The 22,433-nt window shown below is 66.0% G+C and carries 21 protein-coding genes; 2 read left to right on the top strand and 19 right to left on the bottom strand.

Annotation, left to right across the window (positions count from 1 at the left end):
- Positions 1 to 1,479 carry a complex I subunit 4 family protein gene (locus JHW45_RS01175; RefSeq protein WP_272859146.1) on the top strand — a complete coding sequence of 493 codons (1,479 nt, stop codon included), beginning with the start codon at positions 1 to 3 and terminating at the stop codon, positions 1,477 to 1,479.
- Position 1,480: 1 nt separating this feature from the next.
- Positions 1,481 to 2,875, top strand: a complete 1,395-nt coding sequence (locus JHW45_RS01170) for an NADH-quinone oxidoreductase subunit N (protein ID WP_272859145.1) — start codon at positions 1,481 to 1,483, stop codon at positions 2,873 to 2,875.
- A gap of 69 nt (positions 2,876 to 2,944) precedes the next feature.
- Here the strand turns inward: JHW45_RS01170 and JHW45_RS01165 are convergent, their stop codons facing one another.
- From JHW45_RS01165 to JHW45_RS01075, 19 genes are all read right to left on the bottom strand, one after another.
- Entirely contained in the window at positions 2,945 to 3,265 is a 321-nt protein-coding gene (locus JHW45_RS01165) for a cytochrome C oxidase subunit IV family protein (protein WP_272859144.1), read from the bottom strand.
- Positions 3,262 to 3,888 (bottom strand): cytochrome c oxidase subunit 3, encoded by a 627-nt coding sequence (locus JHW45_RS01160; protein ID WP_272859143.1) that lies wholly within the window; start codon positions 3,886 to 3,888, stop codon positions 3,262 to 3,264. Before JHW45_RS01160 ends, JHW45_RS01165 begins: the two co-directional genes overlap by 4 nt.
- Positions 3,885 to 5,582: a cytochrome c oxidase subunit I gene (locus JHW45_RS01155; protein ID WP_272859142.1), complete on the bottom strand. Its 1,698-nt coding sequence runs from the start codon at positions 5,580 to 5,582 to the stop codon at positions 3,885 to 3,887. The genes JHW45_RS01160 and JHW45_RS01155 overlap by 4 nt, the downstream gene beginning before the upstream one ends.
- Positions 5,579 to 6,511 (bottom strand): cytochrome c oxidase subunit II, encoded by a 933-nt coding sequence (gene coxB, locus JHW45_RS01150; protein WP_272859141.1) that lies wholly within the window; start codon positions 6,509 to 6,511, stop codon positions 5,579 to 5,581. Before coxB ends, JHW45_RS01155 begins: the two co-directional genes overlap by 4 nt.
- Positions 6,508 to 7,221, bottom strand: a complete 714-nt coding sequence (locus tag JHW45_RS01145; protein WP_272859140.1) for a thioredoxin domain-containing protein — start codon at positions 7,219 to 7,221, stop codon at positions 6,508 to 6,510. The genes coxB and JHW45_RS01145 overlap by 4 nt, the downstream gene beginning before the upstream one ends.
- Entirely contained in the window at positions 7,218 to 7,529 is a 312-nt protein-coding gene (locus tag JHW45_RS01140) for a hypothetical protein (RefSeq protein ID WP_272859139.1), read from the bottom strand. The genes JHW45_RS01145 and JHW45_RS01140 overlap by 4 nt, the downstream gene beginning before the upstream one ends.
- Positions 7,519 to 8,505, bottom strand: coding sequence for a hypothetical protein (locus JHW45_RS01135; RefSeq protein WP_272859138.1), 987 nt, complete (start codon positions 8,503 to 8,505; stop codon positions 7,519 to 7,521). The genes JHW45_RS01140 and JHW45_RS01135 overlap by 11 nt, the downstream gene beginning before the upstream one ends.
- Entirely contained in the window at positions 8,495 to 9,034 is a 540-nt protein-coding gene (locus JHW45_RS01130; RefSeq protein WP_272859137.1) for a c-type cytochrome, read from the bottom strand. The genes JHW45_RS01135 and JHW45_RS01130 overlap by 11 nt, the downstream gene beginning before the upstream one ends.
- A complete protein-coding gene (locus JHW45_RS01125; protein WP_272859136.1) occupies positions 9,031 to 9,543 on the bottom strand; it encodes a DUF3341 domain-containing protein in 513 nt (170 codons plus the stop codon). Before JHW45_RS01125 ends, JHW45_RS01130 begins: the two co-directional genes overlap by 4 nt.
- Complete coding sequence (nrfD, locus tag JHW45_RS01120) at positions 9,540 to 10,871, bottom strand: NrfD/PsrC family molybdoenzyme membrane anchor subunit (RefSeq protein ID WP_272859135.1); 1,332 nt, start codon at positions 10,869 to 10,871, stop codon at positions 9,540 to 9,542. The genes JHW45_RS01125 and nrfD overlap by 4 nt, the downstream gene beginning before the upstream one ends.
- Entirely contained in the window at positions 10,868 to 13,525 is a 2,658-nt protein-coding gene (locus JHW45_RS01115; protein ID WP_272859134.1) for a 4Fe-4S dicluster domain-containing protein, read from the bottom strand. Before JHW45_RS01115 ends, nrfD begins: the two co-directional genes overlap by 4 nt.
- Complete coding sequence (locus JHW45_RS01110) at positions 13,522 to 14,172, bottom strand: cytochrome c3 family protein (protein WP_272859133.1); 651 nt, start codon at positions 14,170 to 14,172, stop codon at positions 13,522 to 13,524. Before JHW45_RS01110 ends, JHW45_RS01115 begins: the two co-directional genes overlap by 4 nt.
- 230 nt (positions 14,173 to 14,402) lie before the next feature.
- Positions 14,403 to 15,764, bottom strand: coding sequence for a c-type cytochrome (locus JHW45_RS01105; RefSeq protein WP_272859132.1), 1,362 nt, complete (start codon positions 15,762 to 15,764; stop codon positions 14,403 to 14,405).
- A gap of 3 nt (positions 15,765 to 15,767) precedes the next feature.
- Positions 15,768 to 17,543 (bottom strand): GMC family oxidoreductase, encoded by a 1,776-nt coding sequence (locus JHW45_RS01100; protein WP_272859131.1) that lies wholly within the window; start codon positions 17,541 to 17,543, stop codon positions 15,768 to 15,770.
- On the bottom strand, positions 17,543 to 17,962 hold the full coding sequence (locus JHW45_RS01095) for a gluconate 2-dehydrogenase subunit 3 family protein (RefSeq protein WP_272859130.1): 420 nt from the start codon (positions 17,960 to 17,962) through the stop codon (positions 17,543 to 17,545). The genes JHW45_RS01100 and JHW45_RS01095 overlap by 1 nt, the downstream gene beginning before the upstream one ends.
- Entirely contained in the window at positions 17,899 to 18,297 is a 399-nt protein-coding gene (locus JHW45_RS01090) for a gluconate 2-dehydrogenase subunit 3 family protein (protein ID WP_272859129.1), read from the bottom strand. The genes JHW45_RS01095 and JHW45_RS01090 overlap by 64 nt, the downstream gene beginning before the upstream one ends.
- 412 nt (positions 18,298 to 18,709) lie before the next feature.
- Positions 18,710 to 19,393 carry a hypothetical protein gene (locus JHW45_RS01085; protein ID WP_272859128.1) on the bottom strand — a complete coding sequence of 228 codons (684 nt, stop codon included), beginning with the start codon at positions 19,391 to 19,393 and terminating at the stop codon, positions 18,710 to 18,712.
- 160 nt (positions 19,394 to 19,553) lie between these two features.
- On the bottom strand, positions 19,554 to 20,648 hold the full coding sequence (locus JHW45_RS01080; RefSeq protein WP_272859127.1) for an enolase C-terminal domain-like protein: 1,095 nt from the start codon (positions 20,646 to 20,648) through the stop codon (positions 19,554 to 19,556).
- 4 nt (positions 20,649 to 20,652) lie between these two features.
- Entirely contained in the window at positions 20,653 to 22,419 is a 1,767-nt protein-coding gene (locus JHW45_RS01075) for a thiamine pyrophosphate-requiring protein (protein ID WP_272859126.1), read from the bottom strand.
- Positions 22,420 to 22,433: the final 14 nt, after the last annotated feature.

Genomic DNA, 22,433 nt, shown 5'->3' with positions numbered 1-22,433 from the left:
ATGCTGACTTTCGCCATCGTGTTGCCTTTCGCCGCCGCCACTCTGCTGGCGTTTGCGCCCCTTTCGGCGCGTGTGTCACGCGCCATCGCCATCGCCACGGCGGCGCTGGCGCTGCTGGCGCTGGTCGTGGTCTGGGCAGGCTTCACTCAGGGCGGCGGGTTTCAGGCGGTGCAGGAAGCGCCGTGGATTCCGGCTCTCGGCGTCGCCTGGCGCGTCGGCGTCGATGGCATCTCGCTGCCGCTGGCGCTGATGAGCGGGCTTTTGTTCGTCGCCGCCATCGCCTGGCCGATGGAGCGCGAGGTGAACGCACGGCAATATTACGCGTGGTTCCTGTTTCTGGAAGGCGCCTCGCTGGGACTGTTCCTGACGCTCGATCTGCTGCTTTTTTACGTGTTCTTCGATCTCAGCCTGGTGGGGATGTATTTCCTGATCGGCCGCTGGGGGCATGGCGATGCGCAGCGCGCGGCGCTGAAATTCTTTCTCTACACGCTGGCCGGATCGCTGCTGATCCTGCTGGCGATCATCGCGCTGGTGCTGATGACCGATCCGCTGACCTTCGACATGCGCGATCTGATCGCGTTGCAGCCGGTGGCGGGGATGGATCTGCGCGCGGGCCTGATCCTTCTGGGCTTCGTCATCGGCTTCGCCATCAAGACGCCACTCTTTCCGGTGCACACCTGGCTGCCGCCGGCGCATGTGGACGCGCCGGGACCGGCCTCGGCGATCCTTGCGGGGGTGCTGCTGAAGATGGGCACCTATGGCCTTGTGCGCATCGCCATGCAGATGATGCGCGAGACCTTTGCGACGTATGCGCTGGCCATCGGCATCGTCGCGCTCATCTCGATCCTGTGGGGCAGCATCGTCGCCTTCGCGCAGGAGAACCTGAAGCGGCGCATCGCCTATACCTCCGTGAACCACATGGGCTATGCGGTGCTGGGCATCGCCGTCGCAGGCTCGGCCGTCACCGGGCACGAGGCCGCGCGCGATCTGGCGCTGACCGGCGCCATGGTCGAGATGGTGGCACACGGCCTGATCACCGGTGCGCTGTTCCTGATCGCGGGGGCGTTCTGGGCGCGCACGCAAGAGTATGACCTCGGCCATTACGGCGGGCTGGCGGGCAATGCACCGCGCATGATGGCGGCGATGGGGCTGGCGAGCTTCGCCTCGCTCGGCCTGCCGGGGCTGGCCGGTTTCGTGGCCGAGGTGCAGATCTTCATCGGCGCCTTTGCCGTCTGGCCGTGGCTGGCGGCGCTGGCGCTGCTGGGCCTGATTGTCACGGCGGCCTTGTTCCTTGGCATGCTGCAACGGATCTTCTTCGGCGACAGGCCGCCTTTGCTCGACGGCTTTACCGACCTGACGCGCGCGGAAATCTGCATTCTCGCAGCCCTTCTGGCACTTGTCGTGCTGATCGGGGTCTGGCCGGCCTGGCTGCTGGACATGATCGGGGCGGACGCGGCGCTGACCTTCGGGGGCGGCTGAGATGCCCGTCGCCGATCTTGGCCCCGAGATCGCATTGATCGCGGGGGCCATCGCGGCGCTGCTCTGCGCGATGGTGCTGCCGCAGCGGCGGTTGGGCTGGTGCCTGGCCCCTGCCCTTGTCGCGCTGGCGGTGGCTGCGCTCTGGGCCTTCGCGCAGGCGGACGCCGCACGGCTGACCTTCTCGGGCACCTGGGCGCTGGATGGCGTGACCCTCTGGGCGCGGGGGATGATCGCGGTCGCGACGGCGCTGTGCCTGATCCTCGCGCCGCGCTGGTTCGAACAGGATCGGCGGCATGGCGAGTTCTACACCATGACGCTGTTTTCCGCGCTCGGCGCCATCGCCATGGCAGGCGCGGCGGACCTGATGCAGCTTGTCATGGCGGTGCTGCTGTCCTCGGTCACCGGCTATGTGCTGGCCGCTTGGCACCGCGACTGGGCGCTGTCGGTCGAGGCGGGGATGAAATATTTCCTGATCGGCGCGCTGGCCAACGCTTTGCTGGTGATCGGGGTGATCCTGGTGATGGGCATGGCTGGCACCAGCGATTATGCAACGCTGAAGGGCGCGGATCTTTCGTCGCCGCTGGCGCTGACGGGACTTGCGCTGATCGTCAGCGGCCTTGCCTTCAAGCTGGGGGCGGTGCCGGGCCATGCGTGGATGCCCGACGTGGCCGAAGGTGCGCCGGTGCCGGCGGCGGCGTTTCTGACCGTGGTGCCCAAGATCGGCGCGGGGCTGGCGCTTTACCGGCTGGTGCATCTGTTCCCCGATGCCGACATGCTGCGCCCGCTGATCGCCGTGCTGTCGGTTCTGACGATGACCCTGGGCAACCTCGCCGCCCTTTGGCAAACCGATGTGCGGCGGCTGATCGGCTGGTCGTCGGTGTCGCAATCGGGCTATGCGCTGATGGCGGTGGCGGTGGCCGATCTCGCCCCGCGCGCTCTGCCCTCGCTGATCTGGTTCCTCGCGGCCTATGCACTGGCCAACCTGACCGCGTTCGCCATCATCGCCCATCTGCGCGGGCGCACCGATCTGAGCGATTATACTGGTCTTGCGCGCATCCGGCCTGCAATGGCGGCGGCGCTGATCGTGGCGTTCCTGTCGCTGGTCGGCATCCCGCCGCTGATCGGGTTCGTGGGCAAGCTGGGGTTGTTCATCGCGACGATCAATGGCGGCTATGCGTGGCTGGCGCTGGCGGCGGTGGTAAACACGGTCATCTCGCTGTTCTATTACGCGCGGGTCATCGCACCGATGTATTTCGCCGCCCCGCCGGACGATGCGCCCGCCACGCTTGGCCGGGCAAGCGGCGCGGTTGCGATGCTTGGGGCGACGGCTCTGGTGGCCGCGGGTCTGCTGAGCGGTCCGTTTCTTGCCGAAGCAGCCGGGGTCGTGCTGCCCTGACGCGAAGAAGCGACATGACCGCCGTGTGATTTCGCGATGCGGTTCGTGGAATGGGGCGGAAAGCCAGGATCATTCCGTGTTCTGGCTGAACCCGTCGGGCGCCCTGGTCCGCGTTGTCTCATCCGCAAATGTCAGCGACATCATCAGGGCAAGCCACAGCAGGCCGACCAGGGCTGCGATGCGCGATCCGGCGCCCGCGCCTGTCAGTTCCATGAAGATCGCGGCCACCAGTGCCGCCTTGATCGCGGCGATCGCCAGTGCCAGCGGCAGTTTCCAGATCCCGATGTCAAGGTAGGCTCCCGCGACCGTCGCGGCCAGTGCAAGGCTGAGGGCCACCCAGACCAGGGCCGCATTGCGCCACAGCCGCACAGGATGCGTTTTGTCGGTCATCCGCCCCTCCCCAGAAGGTAAAGCAGCGGAAACAGGAAAATCCAGATCAGGTCGATCAGGTGCCAGTAAAGCCCCACAACGTGCAGGAACGCGGTGCCGCGCCAGTCCAGCGCGCCACGCCACAGACGCCACGCCGCAAGCGAGACCGCGCCCACGCCGATGGTCAGGTGAACCGCATGGATCGCGGTCATGATCCAGTAAAAGGAAAAGAAGATCTCGGCGCCGCGTTCGGACATGGCGAAACCTGCGCCGGGCACAAGGCCCTTGCGGATATCCTCGGCATATTCCACGGCCTTCAGCACCATGAACCCGACGCCCAGCATCGCGGTCAGGCACAGCCCCCACAGGACGTGCCGGCGCAGCCCTGCGCGCCCGGCCCAGACGGCGACGGCCATCGTCGCGCTGGACGTCAGCAGGATCGCGGTGTTCGCGGTGCCGATGATCAGGTTCGTCTCGGCGCCCGCGGCAAGGAAGCCTTGCGGATAAAGAAGCCGGTAGACGGAATAGCAGGTGAACAGCCCGCCGAAGAACACCAGTTCGGACGCAAGAAAGATCCAGATGCCGAATTCGGCGGCGTTGCGTTGTCGCGCAAGCGTCTGGAACGGTTCGTGCAGGTTGCTCATGCCGGGTCCTCCGGCCTGTCGTCGCGCTTTTCGCGGTCCGGATCATCCTCGCGCTCGGTCGGCTCCCCGTGGGCGGGGTGATAGTCATAGGGGGCCCTGTCCACCACCGGGCGCTGCACGAAATTCTCGCGCGGGGGCGGCGAGGCCGTGGCCCATTCCAGCCCCGTCGCGCGCCAGGGGTTGTCGCCCGCCATCCGCCCGCGCCACAGCGACAATGCGAAGTAGATCATCGGCAGCGCATAGGCCAGCGTCAGGATCATCGCGCCGAAGGACGACATCAGGTTCAGGATCTGGAATTCGGGCGGATAGCTCCAGTAACGGCGCGGCATCCCCATGAAGCCCAGGATGAACTGCGGAAAGAAGGTGACGTTGAAGCCCACGAACATCAGCAGCGCCGCGGCGCGCGCAAAGCCTTCGGAATACATCCGCCCCGTGATCTTGGGCCACCAGAAATGCAGCCCCGCAAAGAAGGCCGAGACCATGCCGCCGACCATGATGTAATGGAAATGCGCGACGATGAAATAGGTGTCCGTCACATGCACGTCGATGGGGATCGACGCCAGAAACAGCCCCGTCAGCCCGCCCATGGTGAACAGGCCGACGAAGCCCAGAGCATACAGCATCGACGCCTCGAAGGTGATATGTCCGCCGTAAAGCGTGGCCGACCAGTTGAACACCTTGATCGCCGAGGGAACGGCGATGACGAAGCTGAGAAGCGAGAAGATCAGGCTGGCAAAGGTCGATTGCCCCGACACGAACATGTGGTGGCCCCAGACGAAGAAGCCGAAGATGGCGATGCCCAGGATCGCGAACACCATCGCCTCATAGCCGAACACCTTGCGGCGCGAGAAACAGGTCAGCACCTCGGTCACGACGCCCATGCCGGGCAGGATCATGATGTAGACCGCCGGGTGCGAATAGAACCAGAAGATGTGCTGGAACAGGATCGGATCGCCGCCCCGGCGCGGGTCGAACAGGCCCAGATCGAACACCCGCTCGCCCACGATCATGGCCAGCACGATGGCCAGCGCGGGCGTGGCCAGCACCAGGATGATCGAGGTGGCATAGATCGACCATACGAACAGCGGCAGCCGCATCCAGCCCATCCCCTCGGTGCGCTGCGTGTGGACGGTGACGATGAAGTTCAGCCCCGTCGCGATCGAGGAGAACCCGGCCACGAACACCCCTGCGGCGGCGAGCGTGACATAGCTGTTCGAATACAGCGTCGAATAGGGCGTGTAGAAGGTCCAGCCGGTATCGACGCCGCCCAGCAGAAGCGCGCTCAGCGCCAGGCTGCCGCCGGCGATGTTGAGATACCAGCTGAACAGGTTCAGCCGCGGAAAGGCCACGTCGCGCGCCCCGATGGCCAGCGGCAGCACGAAATTGCCCAGCGTCGTCGGCACCGCCGGGATCAGGAAGAACCACACCATGATGACGCCGTGCAGCGTGAACAGCCGGTTATACGTATCGGCCGACACCAGATCGCCCGCCGGTGTCATCAGCTCGGTCCGCATCACCGCAGCGGCGATGCCGCCGATCATGAAAAAGACCGTGATCGAGGCCAGATACAGCAGCCCGATCCGCTTGTGATCCGTGGTCAGCAGCCAGGATTTCAGCGTCGTTCCGGCATTCAGATAGCTGGGCGGCAGCGAATAGCCGCGATCGGGGGTTCCGGGCCGGGCGGCATCGGTCATGAGGCGTCCCCTTTCAGGCTGCGGATATAGGCGACCAGCGCCGCGACCTCGTCCTCGTCCAGAAGATCCGCGAAATCGGGCATGATCGGCGCATAGCCCGCAACGATGTCGCGGCGCGGCAGCAGGATGGAGTCCTGGATATAGGCCGCATCCGCCGTCACCACCCGCCCGTCCGCCAGCGGCACCTGCCGCCCGTAAAGCCCGTCAAGATCCGGCGCGTGAACCGTTGAGCCTGGGGCGTGGCACCCCGAACAGCCGACCGAGGTGAACAGCATCCGTCCCGCCGCGATCATGCCCCCGCCCTGGGGGCGGCTGTCCAGCCATGCGGCGAAATCCGCCGGTTCCATCACCACGATCTCGCCCAGCATGCGCGAATGACCGGTGCCGCAATATTCCGCGCACAGCAGCGGATAGGTGCCGGCGCGGTCGGCGCGGAACCACATCGTCGCCGTGCGTCCCGGGACCACGTCCTGTTTCAGCCGGAAGGCCGGGACGAAGAAGGAATGGATCACGTCCTGGCTGTTCAGATACAGCCGCACCGGCTGCCCCGCCGGCACGTGCAGCGTGGATATCTCGCGCGTGCCGTCAGGGTGGCTGGCCTTCCACATCCACTGCTTGGCCTCGATGTGGATTTCCATCGCGCCGGCAGGTGCGGCGGCCTGTTGCAGGTTGGCCGAGGTTGTCCACCAGAAAAAGAACAGCGCGACGATGGCGGTGGCGGCGATCCAGCCGATCTCGATTTCGCGATGGATCAGACGCGACACCTTGTGGCGCGTGACCTTGCTGCCGCTGCGAAAGCGGATCGAGAAGCCGACGATCAAACCCGCGACCAGCAGCAGGATCAGCACCGAAAATCCGGTCAGCACGGTGAACAGCCGATCGAAGCTTTCGGCATGGGCTCCGGCCCGGGACCAGATCGCATCGCTCATGCCGTCCCCCTTTCGCGCCAGATGGCGATGCCCAGCCACGCGCCAAGGATCAGCAGCGTCAGCGCGCTGAGCACCGTCAGCAGCCGCCATATCACCAGCGAATAGCGCCCCGTGACCGGATCGAAGCCATAGCAAAGCAGGATCAGCCGGGTCGCGATGGCACCTGTGCCGTGGCGCGCGCCCAGGATCGCACCGCGCAAATCCTCGGGCGCGGCATCGAAGGCGGGCAGGACCGCGCTGACCCGGCCATCCTTGGTCAGGACGAAGCGCGCGGCGGGATGGGCGAACTGGCCCGTCTCCGCATCGAACACAAAGCCATAGCCAAGCGCGGCGGTCATCCGCTTCAGCGCGGGCCGGTCGGGCTGCATGACGCGAATGGCAGACCGCAGGGGGGCGGGTGTCTGGCGCGCGACGAAATCCTGCGCCATCGCGGCATCGTCGCGCGGGTCCAGGCCGACAACGATCAGCGTGTAATCCTCTGCGGGTGCAAGCCCGGTTTCCGCAAGCAGCCCCGCCGTCTGGGCAAGCACCGCGTCGCAGAGATGGATGCAATCGAAATCGGCAAAGATCAGAACCGCCGGAAGGCCGGGCGCCAGATCCAGCGCCGCATCTTGCGGCAGATCGACGCGCACGCGGTCAAGCTGCTGCTGCGTCAGCCCCGCCATCGCCGGACCGGCCAGCATCAGCAACAGCAGGAACGCGCGGATCATGGCGCGCCATCCAGCGTGCCGCGTTGCACGACCGCGGCCATGGCGTCTTCGATGGGAAGCCGTCCCTCGGCCCCGGCAAGGCGGGCCTGCTCGGCCGCCTCATAGGCGCGAAACGCATCGACCGGATAGGTTTCCAGCCCCGGCGGCGCAAAACCCGTCGGCGTCTTGGCCTGCATGTCGCGGGCAGCCGGATAGAACAGCCAGATCAGCGTCACGCAAAGCGCCGCGAACCCCGCGATGCCCAGGATCACCGCCACGGTCCAGCGCGCGGGAAACAGGTTCGGCTCGACTCCGGGCTCATCGCGCATGGCGCCCTCCGGCGATCAGAAAGGCCAGTGACAGGGCCGCGCCGGTGGTCGCGACCGCCATCAGTCCGATCATGCCGCCCTGCGGCCCGACCAGCCAGATCAGATGAGCCAATCCGCCGACCATCATGGCACTGCCGATCATGCGCAGCGCCGCCGGGTCGTGGCGGATGCGGGTGGACAGCAGCGCCGCGAACGGCAAGGCGACACCGACAAGAAAGGACAGCCACAGCCAGGCCAGCCCCCAGCCATCCTGCCGCGCCAGATACCACGCCGCCTTGTGCGGCAGATTGCCGGACCAGCTGACGACGTATTCCATGGCGCCAAGATAAAAGACCCCCAGGACGCAGGCCAGCAGCAGCCCGCCGATATCGCCATTCCCGCCCGACAGCGCCGCCACCGCCGCCAGCGCCAGCGCCAGTTGCAGCACCGCCAGATGCGCGCCGAATGCGGTCGAGACAAAGCCGGGATCAAGCGACAGGACCCAATCCGTGCCCGCCACCGATACCGCCAGCCCGTGCAGGGTCAGCGCCAGCGCCGCGACGGGCGGGGGCAGCGGGCGAGCGGCAACGAATCCCAGAACGGCCCACAGGATCAAAACCCCCGCGCCGCGCAGCGCAAAGAAGGTTGTGTCGAACCACAGCGCCGGTTCGGTTCCACCCTGCCACCACGGAAACAGCACCGGCCCGAATGCGACGAACGCCACCCCGCACAGCGCCACCGCCCATGTCCAGCGCGCCAATGTGGTCAGTACCGGCGCTGCAAGGGCCAGCCACTGGCCGCCGGTCAGCGACCCGATCAGCAGCCAGACCGCCGCGCCGGTGCAGACCGACAGGCAGAACAGCCAGCCCGTCAGCGCCCCGCGCGCCAGCGCGCCGGCATCAAGCACCAGCACCCCCGCAAGGATTGCGGCCACCGACGCGGCCAGCGTCCAGACCCATACCGGGGATCTTCGGTCATGGTGCATCTCAGCGATCATCCTGCCCTCCGATCGGGACCGCGCCGCGCGCCGGTGCCTCGGGCGGCACCTCGGGGGCGGCGTGTTGCAGGGCGCGGATATAGGCCGCGATCGCCCAACGATCCGGCGGCGGCACACGATCCGCATAGGGATACATCACCCCGTAACCATGCGTCATCACCTGAACGAAATGCCGCGCCGGCGCCGCCCGCAGCCGCGCGGTCATATAGGATGGCGGCGCCGGAAAGCCGCGTCGGACCACCCGCCCGTCGCCCGCCCCGGTCAGACCGTGACAGGGCGCGCAGAAGATATCGTAACGCTCGCGCCCGCGCGTCAGGAGATCGGCCGTGATCGCGGGCGGGCCTGACAGCGCGTCTTGCGCCGCCACTGCACCGCGCGCCACCGTGCCTGCCACCAGCGGGCGGGCCGAGGCGCCATCGGCCCAGATCTCCGACGGGTCCAGATAGGTGAATTTCGGCTGCTCGACCATGTCCTCCCTGCAGGCGGCAAGGGCGGCAAGGGCCAGCAGAATCGCGGCACGGCGGATCATGACGCCACCTCGACGATCTGGCGCAGGCCGGAAAGGCGCGACAGCGCGATGCGGTCGGGCACCGTGTCGTCATCCGGCAGGCTGAGATAGAACAGATCGTCGCTGGCCCGCTCGGTCGTCGCCGTAGCAAAGAACGGGTGATGCAGGCGCGGCAGACCGCAGCAGGCGAACATGGCGATCAGCCCGGCAAAGGCCGCGGCCAGCACGCCCATCTCGAACACTGCGAAGGTGAAGATCTGCCAGGAATTGTCGGGCCGCCCGCCGGAATTGATCGAATACCACCGGGTCGCCGTCCACCATTGCAGCCCCCATGTCAGCGCGCCCACGATCAGCGCGGCGCCCAGCATGATCGCCCGCACCGGCGGCTCGGTCAGGTCCAGCACCGCGTCCAGTTCCGGCATGTGAAACGGCACATGCGCGTCCATGTCGGCGACGCCATTCCCGCGCAACTGCCGCGCCGCCGCGACCAGCGCCGCAGGATCGTCGAAGACCAGCAGCAGACGGGTCATCGCGCGGCCTCCTGATGGATGCGGGCCTTGACCTCGTGCATCGAGGCGACCGGAACCAGCCGCACGAACAGGAAGAACATCAGCGAAAAGAACCCCAGCGAGCCCGCCAGCAGCAGCCAGTCCCAGATCGTCGGCCAATAGATCGACCATTGCGCCGGCAGGTGACCGCGCGCAGGCGTGACAGCGACGATCAGGATTCGCTCCAGCCACATGCCGACATTGATCAGGATCGAGATACCCACGATCCAGGGCAGCGAGCGGCGGAACAGCGGGAACCAGAACAGCTGCGGGATCAGGCAGTTGCAGACCAGCATGGCGATGTAGATCGGGCCGTAGGTGCCAAAGAACTGCCACCAGACCACATAGATGTCGGCCTTTTCCTGCCCGTACCAGGCAAAGAACCATTCGCTGGCATAGGACAGCGACAACACCAGCGCGCCGAACAGCAGCACCTTGCCCATGACATCGAAATGCGCGGTTGTGATCAGCGCCTGAAGCCCCAGCGCCCGGCGGATCGCGGCGGCAAGCACCACCACCATCGCAAAACCCGAATACATCGCGCCGACGACGAAATAGGGCGGAAAGATCGTCTCTTGCCAGCCGGGCATCAGCCCGGCCGCGAAATCGAGACCGACGACCGAATGCACCGACACGACCAGCGGCACGCCAAGCGCGGCCATCGCGGTGTAATAGCTTTGATAGATCTTCCAGTGACGTGCCGAATTGCGCCAGCCCATCGCCAGCACGCCGAAGAACACCTGCCGCCCGCGCGTTCTTGCCCGGTCGCGCATCGTCGCGAAATCGGGCAGCGCGCCGGTATACCAGAACATCAGCGAGAACAGCAGATAGCTGGCGATGGCGAAGAAATCCCAGACCAGCGGGCTGCGCCACTGCGGATAGACGCCCATCGTGTCGGGATAGGGCACCAGCCAATAGAACAGCCATGGCCGCCCAAGGTGAAAGATCGGGAAAAGCCCGGCGATGGCGGCGGCAAACAGCGTCATGCCTTCGGCAAAGCGGCTGACGCTTGCGCGCCAGCGTTGCCGCGTCAGCAGCAGCATCGAGGAAATCAGCGTGCCCGCGTTGCCGATGCCGATCCACCAGACATAGTTCGCCAGCGCAAAGCCCCACACATTGGCGGTGTTCACGCCCCAGATGCCGACCCCCTGCAACAGCAGCCACACGATGCTGACCCCCATCACGACCGTCAGCGCCAGCGAGACCAGGAAGCCCGTCCACCAGCCGCGCCCGAAATGCTGTTCCAGCAGCGGTGTGGCCACCGAGTCGGTGATCTTGGCCCGGGACAGATCGGGCAGATAGCGGCTCATCCCTCGTCCCCCGGCACCACGCGGGCCAGATAGGTGGTGCGCGGCCGCGTGCCGAGTTCGTCCAGCAGCGTATAATGGCGCGGATCGGCCTTGGCGGCGGTGACCGCGGCGCCGGGATCGTTCAGGTCGCCAAAGCGGATCGCCTCCGCCGGACAGGCGGCCTGGCAGGCGGTCACGACCTCTCCATCGGCGATGTCGCGGTTCTCCTTCTTCGCCTCGCGGCGGGCGGCCGAGATGCGCTGCACGCAATAGGTGCATTTCTCCATCACACCGCGCGCGCGCACGCTGACATCGGGGTTGCGCAGCGCTTGCAGCAGGTCGGCGCCCTGATTCTCGAATGCCTGCTTGTCGGCATAGTCGTAGAAGTTGAAATGCCGCACCTTGTAGGGGCAGTTGGCCTGACAGAACCGCGTGCCGATGCAGCGGTTATAGACCTGCACGTTCAGCCCTTCGCTGTCATGCACCGACGCCTCGACCGGGCAGACAGGCTCGCACGGGGCCTGTTCGCAATGCATGCACGGCACGGGCTGAAACCCGCTGCCGCCGGTGTCGAGGTCATAGCGGTCCACCCGCATCCACTGCATGTTGCGCCCGCGGCCGATCTCGTCGGGACCGACGACGGGGATGTTGTTCTCGGACTGGCAGGCGATCATGCAGGCGTTGCAACCGATGCAGGCGTCGGTGTCGATCACCATGCCCCAGGCATGGCCCTCGCTTTCGCGGGGGGCGTAGAACGACGGCCTTTGCGCAGGCGGTTCGGACGGGACGCTGTGTGCCAGTTTCAGGATCTCGCGCCCGTGCTGGCCGAAATCGCTCTGCACCCGCGCCAGTGCCGCGCGTTCGCCCGTCGGGCGCAGCGTGACGAAGGGGCCAAGATCCTGCACCCGCGCCCCGATGCCGCTGCCGATCGGGCCGGCGGCGTCGCGGCCATATCCGATATGCAGCGTCACGCAGCCCTGCGCCTGCCCCTTGACCACGATCGCGGGCAGGATCACGCGGTCGCCGTCCGACGACAGTTCCACAAGATCGCCATCGGCGATGTCGCCCGCATCCTGGGGGGAAAGCCAGACCGCGTTGCCCCAAACCTGCTTGGTGAAGGGATCGGGACATTCCTGAAGCCAGGCGTTGGCGGCAAAGCTGCCGTCCAGCACCGAAGGCGACGGGCAGCGCGTTGTTTCAAGCGTGCCTGCGGGGGCGGCGGCGGGCCGGGCCGGGCCGGCAGATGCGGCCGCCGCGACCTCCTCCGGGCCGGTGCCTGCGACCACACCGTCATGCAGGGCGCGCATCCAGCGATCCTCGAACCCGTCCATGCCCCAAGCCTCTGCCCATGTCTCGCGCAGGATGGCATGGGGGGACGCCGCAGCAGGTCCCTGCATCATCGCCAGAACCTCGTGGGCCGAGCGGCTGTCATGCAGCGGCGCGATCAAGGGCTGCACCAGCCCGACCGTGCCGTCGGGGCCGCGCAGATCGGACCAGTCTTCCAGCGGATCATGCAGCGGGCCGTGCCAGATGCAGGCATTCGCGGTCTCATCCACGTGCCGACCGAAATGCAGCCGCTGCGGAACGCGCGAAATTGCGGCGGCGAACCCCGCACCCAGATCATAGACCGGGTTCGCCCCCAGAACGATCAGCGCGGGAACCTGGCCCGACTGCATGTCCTGCAGCAGCGTTTCCACCGGTTCGGGCGCAAGATCGTCCCAGACATCGAACGGGCGCAGGCGGCGCAGCGGCGCGCCGATGCGGGCATTGATCCGGTCCACCGCCGCCCTTGCAGCGCCGGACAGATCCGGACCGGGCAACACCGCGGCGCGACCGTCGGCGCGTTGCAGCGCCCGCGCCGCGGCGGCGACCGCCGGGGTTTCGACCGCGCCCCCGTCAAGCGCGGCCTGCAGCGCCTGCGCCACTGCGGACATCTGCGAGGGGCGCAGAGCAGTGCGACGGTCGGCATGCGCGCCGGTCAGGCTCGGGCCTGCCTCGAACACATGGGAACGGAACACGCCGCGCCGGTCGCGTCTGGCCTGCGCCCAGCCCTTGGCAAAGGCGATCTGAGTCGGTCCCGGCCCCAGCGGGTCGGCGCCAACACTGACCACGGCATCGAGCGCGCCCCAATCCGGCCAAAGCTGGTGGGTATCGCTGCACAGCGCAGGGGCGGCGGTTCTGTAGGACACGTGGCGCAGCCCGGGCCGCGCCGTCAGCAGCCGGGCGATCTGGCGCGCCATCGTCGGCGAACCGACCGGCCCGGTCAGCAGCACCGCGCCATCAGTCCCGGACAGGCGCGCCAGTTCCGCCGCCAGCGCGCCCCAGCCGGTCGGGCGCCCCTCACGCAGCGGCGCGGTGGACCGGGAGGGATCGAACAGATCCAGCACCGCAGCCTCGGCAAACACGTCGGTGCCGCCCAGACTGCCGGGGTGGGCAGGGTTGCCATGCACCTTGGCCGGGCGGCCCTCGTGGCTTTCGATCAGCACACCGCGCCCCGCCCCCGCCAGCGGCAGCGAGGTGGCGAAGAACAGCGGCTTGCCCGGTACCATGCCTTCGGGCATGTCGCGATAGGGCACGATTCCCGCGCCGGCGGGGCGGCACCCCGCGATCAGCGCCGCAGCACCGCCGGAAAAAAGCTTGAGCGCATCGCGCCGTGAGGTTCCTGCGCCCTTCATCGGTGGCACACCGAGCAATCGGTCAGCCCGCTGTCGCTGACATGGTATTCCGCCAGCAGCGCCGCGATGTCGGCTGTCGCGGTTTCGGCAGGGATCGGCGAGAATAACGCAGCGCGCGGTGACAGGTTCGGCCCCGGCGCGCGATGACAATCAAGGCACCAACCCATTGTAAGCGGCGCGTGCTGACGCATCAGCTTCATGTCGCCGACGGGGCCGTGACAGGTGGTGCACGCGACGCCCTTGGCGACATGGATCGAGTGATCGAAATAGACGTAATCCGGCAACGTGTTCACCGGCGCCCATTCCAGCCGCGCGCCGCTGACATAGGTTTCGCGCACCGGCGCCAGCATGTCGGCCTCGGTCCACAACTGGCTGTGGCAGGTCATGCAGGTCGATGTCGGGGGAATGCCTGCGCGTGCAGAGGTTTCGACACCGATATGGCAATAGCGGCAGTCGATCCCGATCTCGGCGGTGTGATGCGCATGGCTGAAGGGCACAGGCTGGGTCGGCGTACGATCCTGTCCGGTCACATATTCCGACCGGACAAGAACCATGCCCAGCATCGCGGCGATCAGGGGAATGCCGATCAAAGCAGCCAGCCCAAGCCGAAGAAACGTGTCGCCTGATTTGCGGAATATCTGCGCCATATTCCAGTCCGTCGCCATTCAAGGAAACCCGCCGGATCGCCGTTGCAAAACGGCAATCGCGCGCGGATTTTATCACCTCTGCTTGTTCCTCGTCCCCAAACCTCCGACAATCAAACCGCGATATCCGCTGAACCCTGCCTCGCAAGTGGTAACCGGATCTCGTGTCCTCCTGCTCATCCTTCCTCGGCGGAATTGACGCGGTCAAGCGTCTTGGAAATCTGACCGGCGCGTCACTCCCGATACTGACCGATCGCATCGGCCTCGACCGGCGGGGCGTCGTTCGACCAGGCGCGGCGCACGAAACTTGCCAGCTCGGCCACCTCGGCATCGTCCAGCCGGTCGGCGAATCCCGGCATCGCCAACGCGTAGGGGGCGAGATGCGTCGAGGGCAATTCGGCACCGTCCAGGATGGTCTTGATCAGGCCCACGGGCGAGTCGGCGTTCACGATGCGGTTCCCGTCAAGTCGCGGTACAACGCTGTCGCTGCCATCCCCGTCCGAGAAGTGACAGCCGCTGCAATTGTCCAGGTAAAGCCGCGCACCAAGCTCCATCTCATCGGGATCGGCGGCGCTGAGCATGGCGATGGTTCCCGTGCTGTCCTGCGCATCCCGCAGCGCCCCGGCCCGGGTGCCGTCCGCAGTCACCAGCAGCCCATCGTCGCTGCCGCCGCCGTTCGGGGCCAGCGCCCGCAGATAGGCCACGATGGCCGCGACGTCGCTGTCGGGCAGTTCCTGCAGCGAGTGTTCAACAACCAGGGTCATCTCGCCTCCGACCCCGGATGCGGCGTTGCGCCCGGTGCGCAGATAGTCGGTCAGCGCCTGTTCCGACCAGGTTGCCGGTGCGCCGTCCTCGCCTCGAAGCGAGGGGACGGGCCATCCGTTCAGCTCTCCGCCCGACAGGAAATCGGGGTCCGAGGCATCATAGCCTGACTGGACGAACAGGGCATTGCGCGGGCTGTGGCAGGCGCCGCAATGCTCTGGCCCCTCGACCAGATAGGCACCCCGGGCCAGCACCGGATCATCGCTGGCGGCTGTAAAGCCGGGCCGGGGCAGCGACACCCATTTCCATGCCCTGATGCCAAAGCGCAGGTTGAAGGGAAAGGTCATCTCGTCTTCCGGCGGCGTGTTCCGCACCGGCTCGACCTGGTTCATCATGTAATCATAGATCGCCGCGACATCCCTTTCCGCCAGCTTGCGGTAATTGGTGTAGGGCATGGCGGGGTAAAGATGGGCACCGTCGCCGCGCACCCCGTCCACCAACGCCGCGCGAAATTCGTCCAGCGTGTACCCGCCGATGCCGGTTTCGTCGTCGGGCGTGATATTGGACGAATAGATCGTGCCCATCGGGGTGGGAAATGCCCGTCCGCCCGCGAACCGCGCGCCATCATCCGCGGTGTGGCAGGCCGCGCAGTCGGCGGCAACGACCGCGAGGCGGGGATAATCTTCCTTTTCGACCGCAGGCCAGGCCATCGCGTCGTCTGCGACGGTCAGCCGCTCCGGCGCGGTCAGGCGAAGCGGCCAGAGGATCAGCGCCACCACGACCAGAAGACCCAGAAGGACCAGACCCGCGACAATCCGCAAGAACAGTCTCATGGCTCAGACTCCCTGCATTAAGGGCCGCGGGTTCGGCAGGTAATCCTTGCGGATCGCCTCGGCCATCCAATAGGTCAGCGCGCCGACGGTTCCGGTCGGGTTGAACTGGATGTTCTGCGGAAACGCCGACGCCCCCGACACGAAGACGTTATGCACGTCCCAGCTTTGCAGATACCGGTTGACGGCGCTGGTTTTCGGATCGTCGCCCATCGGCGCGCCGCCGACGTTATGCGTCGTCTGATAGGGGCGGATGTCGTAATGGCTGTCTGCGTCCTTGTAGCTGGAGTTCCAGCTTGATCCGTTCATGGCGCGGGCGATCCTTTCGGTCTGACGCTTCATGAATTGCGTCATCGCGATGTCGTTCGGCTTCCAGTCGAAGGTCATCCGCAGAAGCGGGCGTCCAAACGGGTCCCTGTAGGTCGGATCGAGGTCCAGATAGCAGTCGCGATAGCTCATGTTCGAGCCGTGGCTGCCGATTGACAGCGATTTGCCATACCATTTGCCGATCGCCTGCTTCCAGCCTGCGCCCCATTTCGGTGTCCCTTCGGGCAGGCTCATTGACTTGATCGGTTGACCGTTGGTGTGGCCGACGGTGATATAGCTGCCGCCGACAAAGCCTTCCCGGGCGAAATCGATCTGTTCGATCCCGTAATCGAGGATCGAATAGCCATCGATGCCGGCCCCGACATAGGGCTTGAAATCGGCGTCCTCGAAGAACACGCTGGTGCTGCCCATCATCTGATAGGAATAGTTGCGGCCCGTGACCCCTTCGCCCGTGGTGGGGTCGTAGGGCTGACCGATCCCTGACAGCAGCATCAGATGAACGGAATGCAGGGAATAGGCGCAGATCAGCACAAGATCAGCCGGCTGGAAATGTTCTTCGCCATCGTCGGTCAGATAGGTGACGCCGGTCGCCGTCTTGCCGTCTTCGGCAAGTTCGACCTTCATGACGTTCGCGCCGGTGCGGATCTCGACGTTCTTCTGCCGATACAGCGCGTCAAGCACGCAGGTATGCGGTGTGGCCTTGGAATAGTTGTAGCAGCCATACCATTCGCAGAACCCGCAATAGCTGCACGGCCCAAGCTGCATCCCGTATTCGTTCTTGTAGGCGCGCGACGCGTTGCCGCCCGGCCTTGGGAACGGGTGCAGGCCAAGGCTTTCGGCGGTCTCCTTGAAGCGCCGTCCCGCACTGGTCTGCGGCAGCGGCGGCAGCGGGTATTCGGCGCTGCGCGGGGCCTCGAACGGGTTGCCGCCCTCACGGATCTCGCCGTTCAGGTTGCCGGCAAGGCCCGTGCAGCCGATCAACCGCTCGAACCGGTCGAAATGCGGCTCAAGCTCGTCATAGGTGACGCCCCAGTCCTGGATCTGCATGCCTTCGGGCATCACATCGGCGCCGAATGTTTCGGTCACATAGCTGTTCAGGCGCAACTCGGCGGCCTGGGGGCGCCAGGTCTGGCCGTTCCAGTGGGTGCCGGCACCGCCGACGCCGTGACCCGGCAGGAACGATCCCAGCCGACGATAGGGGCGGGCCGTGCCGTTCGGCGTGTGCCGCAAGGTCAGCGTCGACTCGCGCGGGCGCTGCATCAATTCGAAGCGGTGCGAGTATGTCAATTCGTCCAGAACATCCGGATACTTGAAATCCGGCACCGTGCGCCGCATCGGCCCGCGTTCAAGCGCCACGATGTCCAGCCCGTCCTGCGCCAGTTCCATCGCCAGGATCGACCCGGTCCAGCCCAATCCGACGATGACGACATCCTTTTTCGGCATGTCCGTGGCCATCACGCGCGCTCCCCGCTGATCGATACCGGCCCAAGCGGATATTCCGCATCGTCTCTCGATTCATCGGTCCAGGGCAGAAAGCTGCCCCGCGCGCCCGGAAACCCGATATAGGTCCAGGCAGCCATCCCGGCATTCCCGCCATGGCGCGGATCGGCCAGATAGCCTTCTTTCGTCTGCTTCAGCAGGAAATCGGGGAAATCGCGCAGCTTGGGGGGGAAATCGACCTTGTCGTCCATCAGAGCGCTGACCGCGCGGTCACGCGCCTCGGCGTTCAGATCCGTGAACGCGCCGCCCTCGGTCCTGCTGCACCAGTCGTCGAACCAGGCCAGCCCCTCGCGGTAGATCTGTGCCGGACTTAAAGGGGACTGGAACCCGAGATTGGGATCGGCGTCAGGCTCGAATGGCCCTCCATGTACCATGTCGCGGCCTTGCCGAAATCGCCGGCAAGCTGGCGGTCGATGAAGACTGGCACCCGCGTCTCCAAGGCGCCGGGTCCGTCACCGCCGGCAGGGATCAGCGCATCGCAAAGCGCGTTGAGTTGCTGCCATTCGGTCGCGCCGAAAAACTGCCGCTCCACCTCGTTCAGCGATGGCGCGTCCTGTGTCTGGGAAAACGCCGGCAGACCGGCCAGGGCACTGCCCCCAAGCGCCGCGCCGATGAAACCACGGCGGCTCAGCGCGCCCGGATGCGGGGCCAGGGGATGCGGGGTCATGGCGTCAGGAGGGCTGCGATCCGAATGCGAGTGATCGGTCATGGCGCTACCCTCCTGCTGACTTCCAGAAAAATACCGAGTGGGTCCACATCAACCTCTTACGATTGTGTCTGGTTCCCCTTGAAGCTTCTGAAGAAGGTCGCCGGCATTTGCAGGCGCAAGAAAAACCCGAAAATTCGCCATGCCGTCAGCGATAGCGCGTCGGCGAGAAATTCGGAAAGAGAATGATATGGCGGGATCGGATAGCCATGCCGGAAGCAATAACAAGGTTGAGAACCAGGCTACCTTGGATAGCGCAGCGGTCCCGCATTGCGGGGCGGCGGCGGTTCCGCCCCTCTACTTTTCAGTATGCCAACGCTGCCACCGCGCAGCCTGGCAGCATGCGGGCATCACAAATCCTCTTCGCGTGGCACGGCGGCCTTCTGCGCGACATCGGCTGTGACGCCCGCAAGGGTCAGTTCGAGGTCGAGCCTGCGTTGCTCTCGCTGCGTTTCTGCTCGATCGCGTCGGACGCCGTCATCTCCGGGCTGTCGGTGCAGACGGTGATCACCTCTTCGACGGGGATTTCGAACATTCCACTGACGCGCACGATCGTGACGTCTCCGTCCGGGGTCCCGGACTGATCGCCGGCAGTATCCGCCGCCTGACTGCTGTCCGACTCTCCTTCACCGGTCGTGGATGCCGATGTGTTTGCGTCCGAGGTGATCTGGCTGCCGTCTGCGGATGTCATCGCGTCGGCGGCAGTCTCATCGGTGTCGCTGTCGGCAGAGGTGTTGGCGTCGCTTGTCACCGTGCTTCCATCTGCCGCAGTCGTCGCCGCTGCGTCCCCGGATGCAGCCTCTGAAGCCTCTGCAGACTCCGTCGGCGCGCTGCTTTCGCCCATCGACGTTCCCGAACCGCTGCCTTCCTTGTATCCGGCGATGTAATACAAGGTGCCCGGCACCAGCGCCGTCTCCATCGCGGTGATGTCCGCGCAGGTCACCGTGTCGGGGCTGCGCTCGTTCGCGGTGCCATTGTCGCTTGCAGATCCGGATTGCGCGATTGCCATGCTGGCCGACAGGGCACAGATGGCGGTGCTGGCTGCGATCGTGATTTTGGGTGCCATGATTGTTTCCTCCTCCGGCTGAATTTCAACCATCGCGAAACGTCGCGCCCGAGACGGAGGTTCCCGTCGTTCTTGTCAATCAAGCGTGATACACGCGCTTTTCGGAAACCCTGATGGCAGGGCCCGCTTCAGCAGGCCCGCTGCAAATCCTGACCCATATGGCCGTCGTCCCCAGCGCCCTCAGACATGAGGATCAGACGGCATGGCGGGCAATCTCGCTGCGTCGCGGCTCCAATCCGAAACCCGGTCGCGCGGGATCGGGAACGGCCCTGCCGCCGGACGGCTTGGGGGCGCCGTCGAACAGCATGTGTTCGATGCGCACATGGTCGTGAAACCATTCGAGATGCAGGGCATCCGGCAAGGCCGCGCAGACATGCAGGTGCAGCGCAGGGGCGCAATGTGCTGAAATCGGCACATGAAACGCCTCGGCCAGACGTGCCGCCTTCAGAAAACCGGTGATGCCGCAGCAGCGTGTGGCATCAGCCTGAATCACATCGACCGCGCCTGCCTGAAGCATCCGGCGGAAATACCACGGATCGTATCCGTATTCACCCGCCGTAATTGCCATACCGGGCGGCGCGCGGTCGCGCAGCAGGCGCAACCCCGCCAGATCGTCGGACGAGACCGGCTCCTCAAACCAGCGCACGTTATGGTGAGCAAAGTGTTCGGCCATCGCCAGCGCCTGTTTGCGGGTGAAGGCGCCGTTGGCATCGACGAACAATTGGCAATCCGTCCCGATCGCCTCGCGGGCCACCCGCAGCCGTTCCGGGTCGCGCGCCGGATCGCGGCCCACCTTCATCTTGACGAAGGCGAACCCGTCATCGGCCCAGCCGCCCAGTTGCCGCGCAAGCCGGTCGTCGTCATACGAGGTGAACCCGCCCGAACCATACAGCGCCACGCTGTCCTGCGCCTGCCCAAGAAGCTGCGCCACCGACAGATCCAGCAGTCGCGCCTTCAGATCCCAAAGCGCGTTGTCCACCGCCGAAACCGCCATCGAGGCGATCCCGGCGCGACCATCGTTGCGCAGCGCCTGCTGCATCGCGCGGTGTGCCGCAGGAATGTCGAAGGCGCTGGTGCCGGCAATCGCCTGCGCCAGCGTATCGCGGATATAGGCGCCAATGGCGGGATCGCTATAGGTATAGCCAAGTCCGGTGCAGCCGCCCGCCTCGATCTCGGCCAGGACGAGGGTCGTTGCATCCCATTGCAATGTGCCGTCGGATTCCGGCGCGTCGGTCGGGACTCGCGCCACCGTGACGCGCGGTGCCGTCAGTTTCGGCACGTCGCGCATCGCCCTACCCCGTCAGGCGTTTGAAGGTCTGCCACAGGATGCCGCCCGCATCCGGGTCGCCCTGCGCCAACGCCTTGGCATAGCTTTTCGCCTGGGACAGCGTGATATGCGGCGGCAGGGTCGGCACATCGGGATCGGTCAGTGCGTCGATCACCGTGGGACGGTCGGCGGCAAAGGCCGCGTCCCATGCGGGCCCCACCTGATCGGGGGTTTCGACGCGGATGCCGTTCAGACCCAGCGACGTCGCATAATCCGCATAGTTGAACGGCGGCACATCCTGGGTTTCCGGCACGCGGGGGCTGTCGCCCATCGCGCGCAATTCCCATGTCACCTGATTGAGGTCGTTGTTGTTCAGCACCGCGATCACCAGGCGCGGATCGGCCCATTCGCGCCAGTATTTCGCTATGGTGATCAACCCGTTGATCCCCAGCATCTGCATCGCGCCATCGCCGACGAAGCCGACCGCGACCCGGTCGGGATGGCAGAACTTGGCCGCCGTGGAATAGGGCACACCCGGACACATCGTCGCCAGCGTCCCCGACAGCGATGCCTTCATGCCGCGCCGAATCCTGATCGCGCGCGCGAACCAGTTGGCGGACGACCCGGAATCGGCCGAGATGATCGCGTTATCGGGCAGGCGCGGCGAAGCCTCCCAGAACAGCAGTTCGGGGTTGATCGGATCGGCCTTCTGATGGGCGCGATCCTCGGCGCCATCCCACCATTTCGCGACGCGCTTTTCGATGTCGTTCCGCCAGCGGTCGTCTTCGCGTGCCTTCAGGTGCGGGATCAGCGCGCGCAGCGTCGCCGCCGCATCGCCGACAAGGTTCACCTCCATCGGATAGCGGATCGATTCCATCGCCGGGTCGATGTCGATCTGCACCCCGCGCGCCTTGCCCTCTTTCGGCAGGAACTCGGAATAGGGAAAGCGCGAGCCGACCATCAGCAGCGTGTCGCAATGGCGCATCATCCAGTCGGACGGCTGGGTGCCCAGAAGGCCCATCTGGCCGGTCACGAAGGGCAGGTCGTCGGGCAGCACCGCCTTGCCCAGAAGCGCCTTGGCCACGCCCGCGCCCAGAAGATCCGCCACCTGCACCAGCTCTTCGGCCGCATCCAGCGCGCCGGCCCCGGCCAGGATCGCGACCTTCTTGCCGGCGTTCAGCACCTCGGCGGCGCGGGTGATGTCGGCCTGTTCCGGCACCACCCGCGGCGCAGCAAAGCCGATGCCCGAATGCACCGTGCCATGCGCCCGCGGCGGCGTCTCGACCGCGTCGGCCTCTTGCACGTCGTTGGGAAAGATGATCGCCGTGGGCAGCCGTTTGGCCATGGCGATGCGCATGCCCCGGTCGATCAGATGACGCGCCTGCGCGGGCACCATGCAGGTGTGGACATAGTCCTTGGCGACGTCCTTGAACAACACCTGAAGGTCCACCTCCTGCTGATAGTTGCCTCCCAAAGCCGCACGCGCCTGCTGTCCGACGATCGCCAGCACCGGCTGGTGATCCAGCTTCCCATCGTAAAGCCCGTTCAGCAGGTGGATTGCGCCGGGACCCGACGTCGCCATGCAGACGCCCACCTCGCCGGTCCACTTGGCGTGGGCGCAGGCCATGAAGGCCGCTTCTTCCTCGTGCCGGGTCTGGATAAAGTCGATGGTCTCGTCGCGCCCCAGCGCGCCGACCAGCCCGTTGATGCCGTCGCCCGGATAGCCATAGATGCGCCGCACACCCCATTCATGCAGGCGCTTGAGGATGAAATCACCTACGGTATCAGCCATGTCGTTGCTCCGTT

Origin of the sequence: Paracoccus stylophorae, assembly GCF_028553765.1 — a bacterium.
In the GTDB taxonomy this organism is placed as follows: Bacteria; Pseudomonadota; Alphaproteobacteria; order Rhodobacterales; family Rhodobacteraceae; genus Paracoccus; species Paracoccus stylophorae.
The sequence above is the reverse complement of the archived record's forward strand: the minus strand, read 5'-3'. Positions and strand labels throughout refer to the sequence as shown.